A 16,312-nucleotide genomic window follows, 5' to 3' on the forward strand; every position below is an offset into this window, starting at 1 on the left:
GACGGGGCTCCCGGGGCCCCAGCGTTCGATGGGTTGGACTAGAAGCTCTCGATGGTCAGCGACACCTGCATGGCGCACCATCGCCCGATCGGCTGAAGCGCACAGCGACCCGATCGGCAGCGATGACGGTAAAAATTGCAGCGAGCACGCGATTCACGAAGGCGTGCTGCGGGGCGCCGGTGAATTCCCTGACCTCGGATGTTTGATCACGCTTCTATCCTAAACGTGCGAGCTGCGCTACCTCGCCGACGACGTCACGCGAGGAGACGTCCGGGAGGCGCTCTGCGGCTGCACGAAGAGAAGCCTACAGGACGCCAAGAGAAGAAATTTCCGTGTCCTCGCGACACCAGCTCGCAGGTGGGCGCGGTAGTCCCCCAGCCCTTCGGCGTGCTGCCGGCGACGAACCCCGCGAGAGGACGACGAAGATCTCCGCCTCGGGGCTGCGGCGCGCGAGCGAGCCCTCGATGCGGCGGCGAGCGAGCGCACGGCGCGGCTCGGCCTCTCCGGCGCGAGCGAGGCGCGGTGTGGCTCCTCCCGCCGCCCCTCCGCGCGCTCGACCCGAGCGCGGGAGCTCGATCCGCGCGTGCTCCCGCCCTCGCGCCGCGTGAAGCCTTCTCGTAAATATGTAGCGCAGGCCAGAAAGACGAAGTACGTCCACGCCGTTATGGCGTGCGCCAATACGTCTTTGCCATTCGGCGCACGATCCTGGCCGCTTCTGTCCTTGCGGAGCCATCCCCGATGGCTGATAACGAGAGGCTGGCCCGGGGGGAGATCGGGTTTTCTCCATGGCGTTCACGCTCCCGTGCATCGACGTCTCGGACTGGAAGACCTTCGAGCTCCTCCAGCTCGTCATCGACACCATCCCGGATCCTATCTTCGTCAAGGATCGTCGACACCGCTGGATCGCGTGCAACCCGGGCTTCTGCCGGCTTATCGGGCGGCGCTACGAGGACCTGATCGGCCGGAGCGATCCGGATTACTGGCCGAAGGAGCAGGCCGCGCTCTTCTGGAGCTACGACGATATCGTCTTCAACTCCGCTGAGCCGAGCGAGAACGAGGAGCACGCCACGGGCGGGGACGGGGTGACGCGCACGATCTGGACCCGCAAGTTCCCCATGAAGAACGCGCAGGGCGAGGTGGTCGGCCTCTGCGGGCTCATCACGGACATCACCGATCTGAAGCGGCGGCACATGGAGGCCGAGCGGATCGCGGCGGAGAACCGGGAGCAGCGCGCGATCATCGACGCGCAGGCGGCGCTGCTCGATCGCATGGCGATGCCGGTCATCCAGATCTGGCAGGGGATCCTGCTGATGCCGCTGGTCGGGGAGATCAACGACCGGCGCGCGGCCCAGGCGCTGGAGAGCATGCTCGTCGCCATCGGGCAGCGAGGCGCGGAGTTCGTGATCCTCGACATCACCGGCGTGCCGGTGATCGACACCGCCGTGGCGCGCCACCTGATCCGCGCCGTGCAGGCGGCGGAGCTGCTCGGCTGTCGGAGCGTGATGGTGGGCGTCGGCCCGGACATCGCCAGGACGCTGGTGAGCCTCGACATCGACTTCAGCCGGATCGCCACGCAGGGCACGCTCCAGAGCGGGCTCGCCTTCGCGATGAGCCGCCTCGGCGCGCAGCGCGCCGCGGGCGCGCCCGCCCGCTGACCCTGGACCGGAGCGGGCGCGACCGGCGCGGCGTCAGCTACCGCGCGCGGGCGTCGCTCGCGTGCATGTGGCGGGCCCCCTCCTCCATCGTCACCTCGTCGGCCCTGGCGGTCTCCCAGTGGGTGACGGCATAGTTCGGCTGGACCAGCTCGTTCACGGCGTCCATCGCCGCCAGGTGAGCGGGGCTCATGACGAACTCGTACATCGCCTCGGTCGACGACCAGACGGCCAGCGTGCGCCCGGAGCCGCAGGACGACGACTGCGCCAGCTGGATCGCCACGAGGCCGGGCTGAGACGCGAGCTGCGCCTGGATCGCCCCGAAGTACTGCACGTATTTCTCCATCACCGCGTCTCCCGGCCTCGGCATCCCGTAGGTCGCGCTGACCGTGTACGACGAGCCCTCCGGAGGAGGCTGGAGCTCCCCGGTCGCGGGATCGACGCCAGGCCCGCTCAGCGGGTCGGCCTCCAGATCAGCCTCGATCACGCCGCCCGTGCACCCGGCGGGGAGCGTGTCAGAGGGCGCGTCGGAGGGCGTCGCGCCGGTGTCGGATCCGCACCCCGCGAGGAGCGCCGCGAGGACGGCGGCGGCGAGCGCGCGCGAGGGGCGTTCGAGGGTCTCGTTCAACATACGTGTCGTCGTGGTCATGGTCAGGGTCCTTTCTGATTCGGGCGCTGCTCGGGGCTCAGTCGGCGCGCGAGACGACCCCGAAGACGAGCTCGGGGAACGTCCGCGCGAGGCGGCTCGAGTGGAAGTTCGTCCTGCGTCCCATGCTCCGCACCTGCACCGGGGTGCCGGGCGGCGGGGCGTCGCCGACCGTGACAGCCCACGTGAGGGCCTCGCCGGCGCGCACGGCGAAATAGGTGTACGAGCCGGCCGGGAGGCGCTCCTCGACGCGGCCGACGAGGAGCGCGCGATCGGCGGCGGACCGGGAGAGCTGGCCGAGCGGGCTCGCGGCCACCGCCGCGAGGGGCCCCGCCGCCGTGGAAGGCCTGTCGTCCAGAGCCCACGCCAGCGCGAGGAAGAGCGCCGCGAAGACCATGAGACCGAGCAGCGGCTTCACGAGCCGGCGAAAGGCGGATCGCGGCGCAGAGCTCCGCGCCAGAGGGGCAGAGGAGACGGGCGTCATCGGTGACTCCTTGTGGGCGCGCCCAGGCGCCCCTCCACGGGGCCGCCGTTGCGTTGGCCGAACGAACCTCCGTTCCCGGACGCCCGCGAAACGTTCAATCGACGCCGCGATTTCGCTCATGGCGGTCTCCCCAGGCGCGAGGAGGCGCCGAGGGCGACGATGACGCAACGCGTCGAACTCGACGGCTGGGGCCGAGATCCCCCGGGATGTCCGCCACGATCGCGCAGGATCCAGCGATGACATCAGGGGCCATCCCCGCGGCCGCGGATTTACGACATGTCCAGGCCGGGCGACGGCGCGGGAATGCGCGGTGGTCCCCTCCAGCGCAGCCCGCCGTTCGCACGCGGATTGCAAAGCGCGTCGACGTGCGTCGACGTGCGTCGACGCGCGTGGACATGCGTCGACGTGCGTCGTCGACCCCGGCTGGACAGGGGCCGTGATCGCAGCGAGCGCCCGCCGGGGAGCCGAGCGCCGCGGGAGGGGGAAACCACATGAAGAGCGCGGTGGTGGACGAGGAGCGCGGCGCCGGGCAGGCGCCCGCTCCGGGGGCCGGGATGGCGCGAGCGCTGAGCAAGAAGCTGAACCTCGTGCTCGAGGGCGGCGGCGTGAAGGGGATCGCGCTGGTCGGCGCCCTGAAGGCGCTCGAGGCGCGGATCGCGGAGTTCAACCGGGAAAACGCGCGCGGGCTCGCGCTGTCGCTCGACGAGTCCCGGTACGCGGGGACCTCGGCCGGCGCCATCGTCGCGGCGTTGCTCGCGGCCGGCTACACGCCCGCGGAGCTCGAGACCATCGTCGCCAGCACGGAGTTCTCGCGCTTCGCCGACCACGGCGTGCTCGCCCGGATCCCGGTCGTCGGCAGGCCGCTCAGCGTCGCCCACGGGGTGCTGTGGAAGCTCGGGATGTTCCGGGGAGACTACTTCCTCGATTTTCTGCGATCCAAGCTGCGCGACAAGGGGGTGAGGACGTTCGGCGACCTGCTCGCGGATCACAAGGAGCCCGAGGGGTCGCTCCGGCGGTACAAGCTCTACGTCACGGCGTCGGACATCACGCGCGGACGCATGCTCTTCCTGCCCTCCGACCTGAACTGGCGGCAGTATGGAGTCAGCCCGGACGACATGGATGTGGCGCTCGCCGTGCGCATGAGCATGGGCGTGCCGTTCGTGTTCCGGCCCGTGACGACGACGGGGGAGAACGGGGTCGTCAGCTACCTCGTCGACGGCGGTCTCCTCAGCAATTTCCCCCTGGAGGTCTTCGACCCCAGCATCGCGCGGAGCGAGCCGCTCCCGCTGGATCGGCCCGCGACCGTCGGCATCCGCATCCTTCGCGACCGGTACCACAGCATCCGGTTCCCCGGGAAAGCGCTGCGGGCGATCTACGCGCTCGCCTCCACGGCCGTCGAGGCGCACGATTACCGCGTCTCGCGCAACGCCGTGGACGAGCTCAAGTGGGCGAGGGCCATCGAGGTCAACACCGAGGCGGTCCCGGTCTTCAAGTGGGACATCTCGCAGCTCGAGAAGGAGATCCTCTTCAACGAGGGATACCAGGCGACATATCGAACGGCCACCGCGGAGTACCTCGAGCGGCTGCTCGACATCGACGAGCTCCTCCGCGAGACGTACCGCGCGGCCATGGGCGGCGGAGGGCGCGCAGAGCAGCCGGTCGATCTGCTGCAGCACCTCCGGAGGCCCTAGGAGGCGCAGCGGCGCGGCCCGCCCCGGAGCCGGCGCCCGGCCTACGTGAGCACGAAGTTGTTCAGCGCGGCCACGACCACCCCCACGAGGCTCTCCCCCGCGATGAGCCCCGAGGCGACCGGCACCACGTACGCCTCGGCCTTGCCCTTGCGCGCGCCGACGATCGCCGCGATCACGGCCCCGAGGAACATCGAGAGCGGCTGATAAAAGGGCAAGATGAGCCCGAGCCCGACGCCGGTGGCCGACGGGACGTATCTCCTGTACGCCTTGTGCCTCTCCCCCGAGAGCGCCTTGTCCGCGAGCACGAGGACGATCGCCGCGACGATGCCCCCGGCGATGCACGCCCGCGCCATCGGGTGCAGGTTGCCGACCCCGAGCTTGAAGAGCTGCGCCACCGCCCTCCACTGCTGCGCCGCCGGCGCGGGGAACGGGGCCTCACCGCCGCTCCCGCCCGTGAGCGCCGACGCGTCCGGGACGAGGAGGTGAAACCCCACCACCGTGGCGACGGTCCCGGGGACGATCCCGAGGATCTGCGCGATGAACTGGCGCCTCGGGTCGGCGCCGAGCAGGTAGCCCGACTTGAGATCCGTCATCAGGTCGGCGCTCGCCGCCGCCGCGCCCGACGTGATGCCGGCCGTCATCAGGTTCGCCGTCGCGTTCTGCGGGATGAGCACGCCGTAGACGAGCTGCATGATCTTGCCCATCGCCCCCGTCGGCGTGACGTCGCTCTCGCCGGTCGCCCGGCACGCGACGAGCGACAGCACGAACGTGAGCAGCACCGCGAGCACGCCGAAGTAGGGCGGAATCTCGAAGAATCGCCACGCGATCGCGACCACCCCGGCGCCAGCGAAGAGCCCGCCGCACCAGAACCACGCGCCCGGCACCTCGGTCCGCGCGACCCGCTCGGCGAGGCCCTCCTGCGGCCGCCCGCCCTCGCCGCGCGGAGGCGCGCTCGCCGGCCCCCTGCCCCGCAGGCCCGTGAACGCGCGCGCGATCGTGCGCCACTCCAGCGCCAGCGAGAGCAGGCCGACCGAGACGAGCATCGGCGCGCCCGCCCACAGCCCGATCTCGCGCCAGGCCGCCTGCGGGCGCGTCACGGCCGGGACGGTCGCGCCCGCGGGGTTGGTCCACATCGACTCCATGCCCCAGGGCCGAGGAAGAACGTCCACGCGGCGAGCACCGGCCAGGGCAGGTGCTCGCCCCCCGGGCGCTCGGCCGAGGCCGAGAGCATGAGGAGCGCGGGGATGGCCGAGACCATCGTGCTGCCCGTCGAGAAGCCGGCCGCGGAGGCCGTCGACTGCATGCAGTTGTTCTCGAGGATGGTCATCGGCGTGCGCGCCACGCCGAGCCGCACGAAGGAGCCCCAGATCGCGAATGACAGGAGGCACGCGGTGATCGCGACGCCGATGTGCCAGCCGATCTTGAGCCCGAGGTAGAGGTTCGTGAACGCGAGGACGAAGCCGAGCGCCGCGCCCATGACGATCGCGCGCACGGTGAGCTGCGGCGTCTCGTCGCCGCGGTAGGCGCGCGCGTACCAGGCCCCCTCGTCGAGCTCGCTCACCTCCTCGGGGGACAGGTCGAGCGGCCTGTGGCGATCCATCTCCTCGGGTGTCGCGGGGGCCTTTTGAAAGAGCGGCATGCGATGTCTCCTCGGGCCGGCGCGGGCCCCGCGAGCGCGCTCGGGTGGGCTCCTGCCGCCCGCCGCGCCGCCCCCTCGACCTGCGATACCCATTCATGAAGATACCTGAACGTGACGAAGTCACCGGTGCGCGCCGCGCCGGCTCCATGACACGATCGCGCCGCCCCTCCGCCTTGCCAGGCCCTCGGGGGACGGTGCATCCTGCTCACAGATGCTCCCCGGCAGGCTGCTCGACGACCGCTTCGAGCTGGCGGAGGTCGCCGGCTCCGGAGGGATGGGCACGGTCTACCGGGCCCTCGATCGCGCGAGCGGCGAGGTCGTCGCGATCAAGCTGCTGCGCCGGCTCGACGCGCGCGCCGAGGCGCGCTTCCTCCGCGAGGCCGCGGCGCTGTCCCGGCTCTCGCACCCGCACATTGTGCGGTATGTCACGCACGGCGTGGCGCCGACGGGGGAGCCGTACCTCGCGATGGAGTGGCTCTCCGGCGAGAGCCTCGCGGACCGGCTGTCGCGGCAGGAGCTGCGCGTCGACGAGAGCGTCGCCCTCGCCCGGAAGGTGGCGGACGCGCTCGGCGCGGCGCACGCCCGCGGGATCGTGCACCGCGACATCAAGCCGAGCAACCTCTTCCTGGTCGACGGCGCGCTCGATGGGGTCAAGCTGCTCGATTTCGGGATCGCGCTGCTCGCGGACGCCACGTCGCGCCTGACCGGGACGTCGGCGGTGGTGGGCACGCTGGGCTACATGGCCCCGGAGCAGGCGCGCGGCGACCGGGAGGCGCTCGACGGGTGCGCCGACGTCTTCTCGCTCGGCTGCGTGCTGTTCGAGTGCCTCACCGGGCAGCGGGCGTTCCGCGGGCAGCACCTGTCGGTCGTGTGGAAGCTGCTCCTCGAGGACCCGCCGCGGGCGCGGGAGCTGCGGCCCGAGGTGCCCGAGGCCCTCGACGCGCTCGTCGCGCGGATGCTGGCCAAGGATCCGTCGGAGCGACCCGAGGACGGCGCGGCCGTGGTGCGCTGCCTCGACGCGCTCGGCGCCCTGGAGGGGAGCGGCGCCGCCTCGGCCCTGCCCCCGCCCGCGGCGATCTCCATGCGGGAGAGGCGGCTCGCCTCGGTCGTCGCGGTCCGGTCCGCGCAGCCCTCGTTCTCCGCGACGACCGAGTCCCTGGACGCGCACGCGCCGCCGCCGGGCACGCTCGCCTCGGTGCGCCGCGCGGCCATGACGCTCGGCGCTCAGGTGGTCGAGCTCGGCGACGGGATCGTGGCGGCCGTCGCGGCGAGCGCGGGCTGCGCGACCGATCAGGCGGCCATCGCCGCGCGCTGCGCGCTGCAGATCCGCGCGATGCTCCCCGGCGCGGCGGTCGCGCTGGTGACGGCGCGGGGCGAGGCCATGGGGGGGTCGCCGTTCGGCGAGGCGCTGGGTCGGGCGGCCGCGCTGCTGGACGTGGCCGCCGCGCCCGCCCGCGCGGACGGCCGGCGCGAGGGCGTCCTCGTCGACGCGGCGACGCGGGCCCTGCTCGACGCGCGCTTCGAGGTCGTGGCCGAGGGCGGCGGGCTCGCGCGGCTCGAGGCGGAGCGCGAGATCGGCGAGGGAGCGCGCTGGCTCCTCGGCGGGCCGAGCCCCTACGTCGGGCGCGAGCGGGAGCTGCAGCAGCTGCTCGAGCTCGTCGACGACAGCTTCACCGAGCGGCGCTCCGCGGCGGCGCTGGTGACCGCGGCGGCGGGCATGGGGAAATCGCGCCTGCGCCGCGAGGCCGTCGAGGCGCTGCGCCAGCGTCACCCCGGCGTGGCGCTGAGCGTCGCCCGCGGCGACGCCCTCGGCGGGGGCGCCGCGCTCGCGCTGCTCGCCGGCGCGCTGCGGAGCGCGCTCGGGCTCGCCCCCGGCGAGGCGCCGGGCGCGCAGCGGGCCAGGCTCGCGCAGGCGCTCGGGTCGCTGCTCGCGGGCGAGGCGGGGCGACGGGCCGCCGCGTTCCTGGGCGAGCTGCTCGGCCTCGCCCCGCCGGACGAGGCGCCGGCGGCGCTGGAGGACGCGCGGCGCGACCCGGCGCGGATGGCCGAGGAGATCCAGCGCGCGTACGTCGACTACGCGCGGGCGGTGACGGGCGCGCGCCCCATGCTCGTGGTGCTCGAGGATCTCCACGGGGGAGACGCGTCTTCGGTGGGGATCTTCGACCGGGCGCTGCGGGAGCTCGGCGATCGGCCCTACGCGGTGCTCGCCTTCGCCCGGCCCGAGGTCCACGCGCTCTTCCCGCAGCTCTGGGCCGAGCGCGGGCTCTCGGAGCTCCGGCTGCGCGAGCTGCCCGTCCGGGCGGCCGAGCAGCTGGTGCGGAGCGCGCTGGGCGCGTCGCTCGCGCCCGAGGAGGCCGCCGCGCTCGTGCAGCGGGCCGCGGGCAACGCGTTCTGCCTCGAGGAGCTCGTCCGGGCCGCGGCGGAGGGGCGCCGCGCGCCGCCGGAGGCCGCGCTGGGGCTCGTGGAGGCGCGCATCGCCGCGCTCGGGCCCGAGGCGCGGCGGCTCCTGCGGGCGGCGAGCGTCTTCGGGGAGGTCTGCTGGGCCGGGGGCGTGCGCGCGCTGCTCGGCGCGCCGGCGCAGGGGCCGAGCGAGCGCGCGGCGTGGGCCGAGCTGCTCGATCGCGAGATCCTCGAGCGCCGGCCGGGCTCGCGGCTCCCGGGCGAGGAGGAGCTCGCCTTCCGCAATGCGCTCCTGCGGGAGGCGGCGTACGCGATGCTCACAAATCGCGACCGGGAGCTCGGCCACAAGCTCGCCGGCGCGTGGCTGGTCGAGGCCGGCGAGCAGGATCCGGAGGTCCTCGCCGAGCACCTCGCGCGGAGCCGCGAGACTGGGCCGAGGAGCCCGGATCGGTCGCTCGGGTGGAGCGACGGCCGTGGGAGGGGCGTCGCATGAGCGCAGGGTGGGACCGGGCCGAGCCGAGCCGACGGGAGCACCTCGGCGAGCCGCTCGCCGGCCGGCAGGGCGGCGCCGCGGCGGCTCACTCGGGCGGCGCGTCGCCCCGGGCGCGGGCGATGGTGTGGATGAGCTCGCGCGCGTCGAACGGCTTGCGCAGGCACGTGTACCCGCCCTGGCTCATGATCGCGCCGACCATCTCCGGGACCGAGTGGCCGGTCATGGCGATCACCGTGACGCGCTTCTTCAGCCCCCGCATCTGCGCGCACGTCGCGACGCCGTCCTGATCGGGCATCACGATATCGAGCACGCAGACGTCGACGCGCCGCTCGAGGACGTGCTGGACCGCGGTCCGCCCGTCGTGGACGGCGTGGGCCGACAGCCCGGCCGCCCGGAGCACCGCGACGATCGAGTCGGCGACCTTCGGGATGTCGTCCACCACGAGGACGGCCGGCGCGTCGACCGCGCGAGCGACGACGCGCGCCAGGTGATCCATCGAGAACGGCTTGTAGATCACGGTGTAGACGCCCTCCGTGATCGCCTCCTCGATGAGCTGCTCGAGCGCGAACGCGGTCATCAGCACGACGGTGAGCTCGGGCTGGATCCGCTTGAGCTCCCGGAACGTCTCGACGCCGTTGAGCCCGGGCATGCGGACGTCGCTGAGGACGAGCGTGAACGCCTGCCGCTCCGCGAGCTCGAGCGCGTGGGCGCCGTCCCTCGCCTCCACCACCTCGTACCCCTCGAGCTCGAGGTTGGCGGCGAGCGTCATGCGCATGCCCTCCTCGTCGTCGACCACGAGCACGCGTTTGACCTGCTGCATGGACCCCTGCATGGCTCGACCCCCCTGTCATGTGCCCTGCGCCCCGGAGGGCGCGGCGGTGGGCTCCGCGGCCGTCGCGGCCTCGCGCGCCGGCAGCCGGACGACGAAGGTCGCGCCGCCGCCGGGCTCGCTGTTCGCCTCGAGCGTGCCGCCGTGCCGGCGGGCGATCCCGGCGCTGATCGCCAGGCCGAGGCCGGTCCCCTTCAGCTTGGTGCTGAAGAGCGGCTCGAAGATGTGCGCGAGCATGTCCGCGGGGATGCCCGTCCCGTTGTCCGCGACCGAGAGCGTCAGCCCGTCGCTCCCCCACGCCGCGGCGACCCGCACGCGCCCCTCGCGCCCGGCCGGGATCGCCTCGGCCGCGTTCTGGATCAGGTTCACGAGCACCTGACGGAACTGGTCCCGGTCGAGCTCCACCACGGGGAACGCCGCGGGCACGTCGTTCTCGACGCGCACGTGCGGCGGGACCTCCACGACCGAGATGGCGTCGTCGACGAGGGGGCCGAGCGCGCACGCCGAGAGCAGCGGCCGCCGCTCGCGCGCGAAGTCGAGCAGGTTGCTGATGATCCGGCCGCACGCCGCGAGCTCCTTGTCGATGATCGAGAGGAACTGCGCGATGCGGGGCTCTCTGCCGAGCTCCGTCGCGGAGAGGCGCTTGCCGAGGTAATGGCTCGCGTTCCGGACGGCGCCGAGCGGGTTCCGGAGGTCGTGCCCGACGCTCGCCGCGAGCTGCCCGACCGCCGCGAGCTTTTCCATGCGCAGCCTGGCCTCCTGGGCGGCCTGGAGGCTCTGCGCCATGTGGTTGAACGCGGCGCTCAGGCGGCCGAACTCGTGCTCATCGAGCTCGGGGAGGCGCAGCTCGAGATCGCCGTGCGCGATCCGCCGGGAGCCCTCGATCAGCGCGTGGAAGCCGCGATCCATCGCGCGGAGGAGCCTCCCGAGCAGCGCGACCAGGATGACCAGCGCTCCGCCGATCGCCGCCGCCCCGAGCGCCGCCACCCGCGCGCGGAGGCGCTGCTCGTCGGCGAGGACCCTGGCGATGTCCCGCTCCGCGTCGTGGACCGCCGCGTTGATGTGCGGGAGGAACCGCTCCTTGTACTCGTGATCGGAGAGCCGCACGAACATCGCGTGCCGCTCGCCCGCGCTGCCGTCCGCGACGCGGGCGATCCCCGCCGTGCTCGCGACGATGTGCTCGAGGCTCTCTCGCATGAAGCGGATGTGGCCGAGCTCCTCCGTCGATTCCTCGTCGCTCTCCCTGACCTCCTCGTCGGCGATCATCCGCCGCTTGAGCGCCTCGATGGCGCCGAGGTCGCGCGCCGCGTCCTCGGCCGCGTCCGCGAGCTCCGCGGTGACGCCGCCGAGGAGCGCGACCTTCGCCGCCTCGTTCATGTACCGGCTCGCGTCGCTCGCGAGGGTGACGTGCAGCGTCAGATCCTCGTACGACGCCTCGGCCCGCCGCTGGAAGATCAGCATCTCCGCGATGGTGAAGTAGAACGCTCCCCCGGCGACGAGGACCGCTGCCAGCGCGACGCCGAAGATGGAGGCCAGTCTGGCTCGAATGCTCATGGGGAGCGGCTCCTGCTTCCGTGCTCCAGGGGTTCATCGCCGCCGCGGGCGAGCTCGATCTCGGTCGTGACGAGGAGCAGGAGCCCGACGTCGGGCGTCTCCCCGGCGAGCCCGAGCTCGAGCGCGGCGCCGAGCTCCAGGCCGGGCGCCGGGTGCCAGAGCACGCCGGACGCGACGGCGAGCGACGCGGCCTCGTCGAGCTCGGCGGCGAGCTCCACGGTCGGCGCCACGGGGCCGACCGGCAGGACGACGGCCAGCGCGACGCCAGGGCTGAGCTCCGCGGCGCCGCGCCGCGTGGCCGGCAGCCGGACCTCCGCCGAGGCGGAGAGGCCCACGTGGACGCCAGCCATCGCCTTGTCGACGCTCACGAACGGCTCCAGCGCGTAGCCCGGCGGGCCGAGCTCGCGCGCGCCGGCGGGGAGCGCGGCCTCCAGCCCCGCCGACAGCGCGAGCCCGAGCGCCCCGCTGTCGACCAGGTTGACCATCGCCCCCGCCTGGACGGCGCCGAGCCCGGCCGTCGCCCCCCGGTCGTGGCGCACGAGCTCGAGGGGGAGCTCGGCCCCGACCTGGAGGCGATCGGTGATGCCGAGCTCCAGCAGCAGCGGGACGCCGAAGCGGACCCGGCGCCCGGCGCGCTCCCACGCCGGCGCGCTCGTGACCTGCAGCTCGAGCGCCTCCTGCGGGAACGGCGTCTCGCCGAGGAACAGCTCCTCGACCGGGGGCTGCGCCGGCTCCCCCGCGGCCTCGGCCCGCTCCCGCTCCGGCGGCGCGGCCGCCGTCGACGCGGCCAGGAGCAGGCCCAGCGCGATCCCGGGGCGCGCGCGCCGCGGCGCGGTCGCCGCCGCCGGCTTCCGGGCGGCCGGCGGGCGCCTCGGGCGCCCTCGAGGCGGTCGGCCCGCGCTCACGGCGCCGGCTCCGGCCCGGCGCCGCCGGCCTCTGGCGGGGCGGCGAGCGGCAGCTCGATGACCGCCGACGTGCCGCGCGACCGCGGCTCGAGGGCGAGCGTGCCGCCATAGCGCCGGGCGACGCGCGTCGCGATGTTCAGCCCGAGGCCGAAGTGACCCGGCTTCGTCGTGGTGAACGGGCGCAGGATCGCCTCGCCGTCCACCTCGCCGGTGGAGCCCCCGGCGTCGGTGACGTCGATCAGGTACCGCGCGCCGCTCGCGGCGCCCTGCACCGTGACCACGCCGTCCCCTGGGGTCGACGCCACGGCGTTCTCGATGAGGCACCTCACCGCGACGGCGAGCTCGATCGGGTCCGCCTCGACGTCGCCGTCCTCGGCCGAGAGCTCGATGCGGGCCCCGGACGCGCCGACGCGCGCGCACGCCGCCGCGCGCCGCACGCAATCGGCCGCGCTCACGCGCGCGCTCCGGCGGGTGAAGACCCGCGCGGCGTCGACCGACTCGTCGAGCCGCGCGCTCGCCGCGATCACCTCTTCGTCGATGATCCCGAAGAACTCCGCGATCCTCGGATCCGCCGAGTAGGCCGCGTCTCCCGCGACCTTGCGTTTGATGTAGAACGACGCATTGCGGACGATGGCGAAGCGGTTGCGCAGGTCGTGGCGCAGCACGGACAGGATCTCGTCCGCGACCGCGGCCTGCTCTGCTGCGCCCAGGGGATCCCAGCTGATCATACGGCTCCTCGTCCCTCCGCCCGCATCGACGCCGCGCGCGGACTCATCGGCAAGAGCGCCCCGGGACGCCGGGCGCCGCGGGGGCGGCCCTCGTGAGCTCCGGCCCCTGCTGCGGCCCGCGCGCCGTGGACCCGGCCGCCGCGCCCGCGCCGAACCTCGAGGTGGGGGGCGCCGGCGAGGAGTCCGGCGGCGAGCCGGCGTCGGCAGGCTCGCAGGAGACCATCTCGCCCCCGGCGGCCGCCCCCGTCGGGCCCGACGATCCGAGGGAGTCGGCCATCGAGTGGACCGACCGCTTCATCTCGGCGAGGCGCGAGAGCTGCAGCACGATCCCGATGAGGCGGTCAGGGTCGAACGGCTTCAGGATGACATAGTTGTGGCTGCCGCTCATGGAGCGGATGTACTCGTCGGCCCCGGTGACGAGGAGACAGCTCGTGTACACGGACATGCCCGACACCCGCCGGAGCAGCTCGTCTCCCTTCATTCCAGGCATCAAGAAGTCGGAGCAGACGAGGTGGAACCGCCTCGCCTCGAGCAGCTTCAGCGCGTGCTCTGCCGACGAGCAGGTCACGACATCGACGTCCGTCGACAGGACGGCGGCGATGCTGCGAAGCGCCCTCTCCTCGTCGTCGACGACGAGCACTCGAAACCTTCGTCGTGAGACGAGATGGACGTCGCTCTCGTCCTCCCCCTGCGAGAGTGTGCGATGAGCTCTTAGAGACATGGGCACAACTACCGTCTCCTCTGGCTATCGCGCGGCGAAGCCTCGTACCGCTGCGTCGCGGGCGTACGAGAGCGCGCTTGGGTGATTCCTGCTGTCCCGTGCGACGCCCCCCTTCGGCCAGCGTCGCCTCTTCGTAAAGCTACGTGACAAATTCCGCGTCAGTCAACGGCATAATACGGCTGTCTACGGCTCACGGCGGAAGAGTGTATTTCCGTTCGGAGCGCCAGCGACTTGGCCTGTTTCCGTCCGTATACCGCCGTGCGTCGGGAACGAACCGCTGCGCTCGTGACGTCGGTTCATGTCTCTTCACCTCGTCTCCCCTGTCGAGGGGCGGCCGCGGAGCGCCGGAGCTCGCGCGGGCTCGATTCCGACGCTGTTTCAAAAATGCGGCAACGAGGCCCCGGTGCGCGCCTCGGTGGGCAGCTCCGAGAAAAAAAACGCCCATCGGTGATTGATTGGAAGGTGTCCCGGACACAGGGATGCAGGAGGAAGGCATGCTCATTCACCTGGATTTACGATCTGCCGCTCGTCGGCGGGCGGCCCGCGCGTCGGGGGTCGCGCTGCTCGCCCTGGCCTGTTGCACGGATGCGGAGGGCGCGGCCGGCGACCCCGGCGCAGGGACGGGCGGAGGCCCGCCGCCGGGAGCGAGCAGCGCGAGCGCGGGCGCCGGGAGCACCGCGGCTTCGTCGGGCGCCGGGAGCACGGCGGCTTCGTCGGGCGCCGGGAGCACGGCGGCTTCGTCGGGCGCTGCTGGCGGCGGCGGCGCGGCGGGCTCGGGCGGCGCGTCCGGAGGCGGCGGCGCCGGGTCAGGCGGGATGGAGCCGATGCCGGACATCACGATCTGGATCGCGGGCGACTCCACGGTCGCCAACGGGCAAACCCCCTGCCCGGCGGGCTGGGGCGGCCAGATCGCGGCGCTCTTCGACGAGCGGGTCACCGTGGTGAACAGCGCGGTCGGCGGCCGCAGCGTGCGCACGTGGCTCTACCACGTGCAGAGCACCATGGATGCCACCGGGGAGTGCGCGCTCGAGCGCGACGCGAGCGGCGAGCCCGTACTTCAGGACAGGTGGGTTCAGATGCTCGACGGCATGAAGGCGGGCGACACCCTGTTCATCCAGTTCGGCATCAACGACGGATCGCGCACGTGCGATCGGCACGTGGGGCTCGACGCCTTCAAGACCAGCTACGGGATGATGGCCCGCGCCGCGCAGGAGCGGGGCGCGCATCCCGTGTTCGTGACGCCCGTGAGCGCCATCGCCTGCAATGGCAGCACGGCCCGGGGGACGCGCGGGGAGTACGTGACCGCGACCCACGAGGCGGGCGAACAGCACGGCGTGCCGGTGATCGATCTCCACGAGCGCAGCGTCGCGCTCTACAACGAGCTCGGCTTCTGCCCGGTCCCCGGCGGAGACGTGAGCGCGACGACCGGAGGGCCGGTCGGCGAGTTCTTCTGCGATGATCACACGCACTTCTCGCGCTCCGGCGCGGCGCGGATCGCCCGGGTGGTCGCCGACGCCATCCGCGATCAGGGGCTCGGCCTGGCCGCGTACCTCCGGTGACGTGGCGCCGGCGCGCCGGGGCGCCCCCGCGCCGCGCCGCGCGGGCCGCGCCGCAGCGCGCCCTCAATAGCCGATGTCCTCGCGGATGGCGATGACCATCTTGCAGTGGTTCACGAGGTCGTCCGTCGTCTCGACCTCGCTCGTGTAATTGAGACCGTACGGCCAGAAATGCTGGTTGTCCGCGTGCACGGCGTCGCTCGCGTTCCCCGTGATCGCCCTGAGCTGGCTCGTCGCCGCCTCGCCCGTGAAGACGCCGTCCCTCACCATCGCCGCGAACTCGAAGCTGCCGACCCCCAGGGTGTGGGAGATCTCGTGCATGGCCGTGATGTAATTCATGGAGCTGAACGCGCCGAACCGGATGGATCCGTTGACGTTGCCGTCGGCCGTCGCGACCGACGGCACATAGGACACCGACAGGCTCTTCTCGATGCTCGTGTAACAGTTGTAGTGCGACAGCGCTTCATCCATGGCGCTCGTGATCATGGCGTACGCGGACTGCTGCTCTGCGGTCGGCGCGGGGGCCATCGCGAGCGTGTAGGTGATCCCGCCCATCCCCACGCAGCCGGCCCCAGCGCCGCCCTCGCCCCCGCCCGCGCCGCCGGCGCCGGCGCCGCCCGTGCCCGGGCCCGCGCCGCCCTCGGCCGCCCCGCCCTCGCCCGCCCCGCCGCCCCCGTCCGCGCCGGCGCCCGCGCCGCCGTCCCCGCCCGCGCCGCTGCTGGCCGAGGTCTGCCCGACGGACGCCGCCGCGCCGCCGCTCCCGCTGGCGACGGCGCTGCCGCCGGCGGCCCCAGGGCCGTCCCCCGATCCCGAGCACGCGATCGGAAGAGCCGCCGCGAACGCGAGCAAAACGATGTTCGTCGCCAGTTGCCTCAGCATGTCTCCCACTCCTTCAAGGAACCTCGCGCCGTCGCTCACCGGCCGTGGGGCGCTCGCGGCGCACCTCGCGACAGGTCGCCGGCGGAGCCGGCGCCATCGCCCTCTCACCGGCGGCGTCAGAGGTCAATTCGCTGC

14 protein-coding genes are annotated in these 16,312 nt (G+C 73.2%); 4 read left to right on the plus strand and 10 right to left on the minus strand.

Translation table 11 applies throughout. From position 1 onward, the window contains the following. Positions 1-785 precede the first annotated feature (785 nt). Positions 786-1,655: a PAS domain-containing protein gene (locus WME98_RS03035; RefSeq protein WP_437949876.1), complete on the plus strand. Its 870-nt coding sequence runs from the start codon at positions 786-788 to the stop codon at positions 1,653-1,655. A 37-nt stretch (positions 1,656-1,692) separates the two neighbouring features. Here WME98_RS03035 and WME98_RS03040 read toward each other — a convergent pair whose 3' ends face one another. Both WME98_RS03040 and WME98_RS03045 read right to left on the minus strand, forming a co-directional pair. Next, positions 1,693-2,301 carry an antibiotic biosynthesis monooxygenase family protein gene (locus tag WME98_RS03040; RefSeq protein WP_437332060.1) on the minus strand — a complete coding sequence of 203 codons (609 nt, stop codon included), beginning with the start codon at positions 2,299-2,301 and terminating at the stop codon, positions 1,693-1,695. A gap of 37 nt (positions 2,302-2,338) precedes the next feature. Next, on the minus strand, positions 2,339-2,782 hold the full coding sequence (locus WME98_RS03045) for a hypothetical protein (protein ID WP_437949877.1): 444 nt from the start codon (positions 2,780-2,782) through the stop codon (positions 2,339-2,341). A gap of 491 nt (positions 2,783-3,273) precedes the next feature. On the opposite strand from WME98_RS03045, the gene WME98_RS03050 reads away from it, so the two are divergent. After that, a complete protein-coding gene (locus WME98_RS03050) occupies positions 3,274-4,473 on the plus strand; it encodes a patatin-like phospholipase family protein (protein ID WP_437949878.1) in 1,200 nt (399 codons plus the stop codon). Positions 4,474-4,514: 41 nt separating this feature from the next. On the opposite strand, the gene WME98_RS03055 is transcribed toward WME98_RS03050, so the two are convergent. Beyond that, positions 4,515-5,606, minus strand: a complete 1,092-nt coding sequence (locus tag WME98_RS03055; RefSeq protein ID WP_437949879.1) for an OPT/YSL family transporter — start codon at positions 5,604-5,606, stop codon at positions 4,515-4,517. Beyond that, positions 5,567-6,112: an OPT/YSL family transporter gene (locus WME98_RS03060; protein WP_437949880.1), complete on the minus strand. Its 546-nt coding sequence runs from the start codon at positions 6,110-6,112 to the stop codon at positions 5,567-5,569. The genes WME98_RS03055 and WME98_RS03060 overlap by 40 nt, the downstream gene beginning before the upstream one ends. Before the next feature lie 211 nt (positions 6,113-6,323). Between WME98_RS03060 and WME98_RS03065 the strand changes: the two genes are divergently transcribed. Further along, positions 6,324-9,005, plus strand: coding sequence for a serine/threonine-protein kinase (locus tag WME98_RS03065; protein WP_437949881.1), 2,682 nt, complete (start codon positions 6,324-6,326; stop codon positions 9,003-9,005). An 85-nt stretch (positions 9,006-9,090) separates the two neighbouring features. On the opposite strand, the gene WME98_RS03070 is transcribed toward WME98_RS03065, so the two are convergent. From WME98_RS03070 to WME98_RS03090, 5 genes are read right to left on the minus strand one after another with little or no spacing between them, the layout of a single operon-like run. After that, on the minus strand, positions 9,091-9,825 hold the full coding sequence (locus WME98_RS03070) for a response regulator (RefSeq protein WP_437332065.1): 735 nt from the start codon (positions 9,823-9,825) through the stop codon (positions 9,091-9,093). Between the two features lie 27 nt (positions 9,826-9,852). Then, positions 9,853-11,388 carry a sensor histidine kinase gene (locus tag WME98_RS03075; RefSeq protein WP_437949882.1) on the minus strand — a complete coding sequence of 512 codons (1,536 nt, stop codon included), beginning with the start codon at positions 11,386-11,388 and terminating at the stop codon, positions 9,853-9,855. Beyond that, positions 11,385-12,293, minus strand: coding sequence for a hypothetical protein (locus WME98_RS03080; RefSeq protein ID WP_437949883.1), 909 nt, complete (start codon positions 12,291-12,293; stop codon positions 11,385-11,387). Before WME98_RS03080 ends, WME98_RS03075 begins: the two co-directional genes overlap by 4 nt. Beyond that, on the minus strand, positions 12,290-13,021 hold the full coding sequence (locus tag WME98_RS03085; protein ID WP_437949884.1) for a sensor histidine kinase: 732 nt from the start codon (positions 13,019-13,021) through the stop codon (positions 12,290-12,292). Before WME98_RS03085 ends, WME98_RS03080 begins: the two co-directional genes overlap by 4 nt. Positions 13,022-13,064: 43 nt before the next feature. Then, entirely contained in the window at positions 13,065-13,661 is a 597-nt protein-coding gene (locus tag WME98_RS03090) for a response regulator (protein WP_437949885.1), read from the minus strand. Positions 13,662-14,236: 575 nt separating this feature from the next. On the opposite strand from WME98_RS03090, the gene WME98_RS03095 reads away from it, so the two are divergent. After that, on the plus strand, positions 14,237-15,301 hold the full coding sequence (locus tag WME98_RS03095) for a GDSL-type esterase/lipase family protein (RefSeq protein ID WP_437949886.1): 1,065 nt from the start codon (positions 14,237-14,239) through the stop codon (positions 15,299-15,301). 63 nt (positions 15,302-15,364) lie between these two features. Here WME98_RS03095 and WME98_RS03100 read toward each other — a convergent pair whose 3' ends face one another. Further along, positions 15,365-16,177, minus strand: a complete 813-nt coding sequence (locus tag WME98_RS03100) for a hypothetical protein (RefSeq protein ID WP_437949887.1) — start codon at positions 16,175-16,177, stop codon at positions 15,365-15,367. Positions 16,178-16,312: the final 135 nt, after the last annotated feature.

It is taken from the genome of Sorangium sp. So ce296 (genome assembly GCF_051529605.1).
Lineage (GTDB): Bacteria > Myxococcota_A > Polyangia > Polyangiales > Polyangiaceae > Sorangium > Sorangium cellulosum_D.

What these genes read in the sequence shown, in the direction of transcription:
- WME98_RS03035 (WP_437949876.1), top strand. Translation starts at nt 786, where the DNA reads ATGGCGTTCACGCTCCCGTGCATCGACGTCTCGGACTGGAAGACCTTC.
- WME98_RS03040 (WP_437332060.1), bottom strand. Translation starts at nt 2,301, where the DNA reads ATGACCACGACGACACGTATGTTGAACGAGACCCTCGAACGCCCCTCG.
- WME98_RS03045 (WP_437949877.1), bottom strand. Translation starts at nt 2,782, where the DNA reads ATGACGCCCGTCTCCTCTGCCCCTCTGGCGCGGAGCTCTGCGCCGCGA.
- WME98_RS03050 (WP_437949878.1), top strand. Translation starts at nt 3,274, where the DNA reads ATGAAGAGCGCGGTGGTGGACGAGGAGCGCGGCGCCGGGCAGGCGCCC.
- WME98_RS03055 (WP_437949879.1), bottom strand. Translation starts at nt 5,606, where the DNA reads ATGTGGACCAACCCCGCGGGCGCGACCGTCCCGGCCGTGACGCGCCCG.
- WME98_RS03060 (WP_437949880.1), bottom strand. Translation starts at nt 6,112, where the DNA reads ATGCCGCTCTTTCAAAAGGCCCCCGCGACACCCGAGGAGATGGATCGC.
- WME98_RS03065 (WP_437949881.1), top strand. Translation starts at nt 6,324, where the DNA reads ATGCTCCCCGGCAGGCTGCTCGACGACCGCTTCGAGCTGGCGGAGGTC.
- WME98_RS03070 (WP_437332065.1), bottom strand. Translation starts at nt 9,825, where the DNA reads ATGCAGCAGGTCAAACGCGTGCTCGTGGTCGACGACGAGGAGGGCATG.
- WME98_RS03075 (WP_437949882.1), bottom strand. Translation starts at nt 11,388, where the DNA reads ATGAGCATTCGAGCCAGACTGGCCTCCATCTTCGGCGTCGCGCTGGCA.
- WME98_RS03085 (WP_437949884.1), bottom strand. Translation starts at nt 13,021, where the DNA reads ATGATCAGCTGGGATCCCCTGGGCGCAGCAGAGCAGGCCGCGGTCGCG.
- WME98_RS03095 (WP_437949886.1), top strand. Translation starts at nt 14,237, where the DNA reads ATGCTCATTCACCTGGATTTACGATCTGCCGCTCGTCGGCGGGCGGCC.
- WME98_RS03100 (WP_437949887.1), bottom strand. Translation starts at nt 16,177, where the DNA reads ATGCTGAGGCAACTGGCGACGAACATCGTTTTGCTCGCGTTCGCGGCG.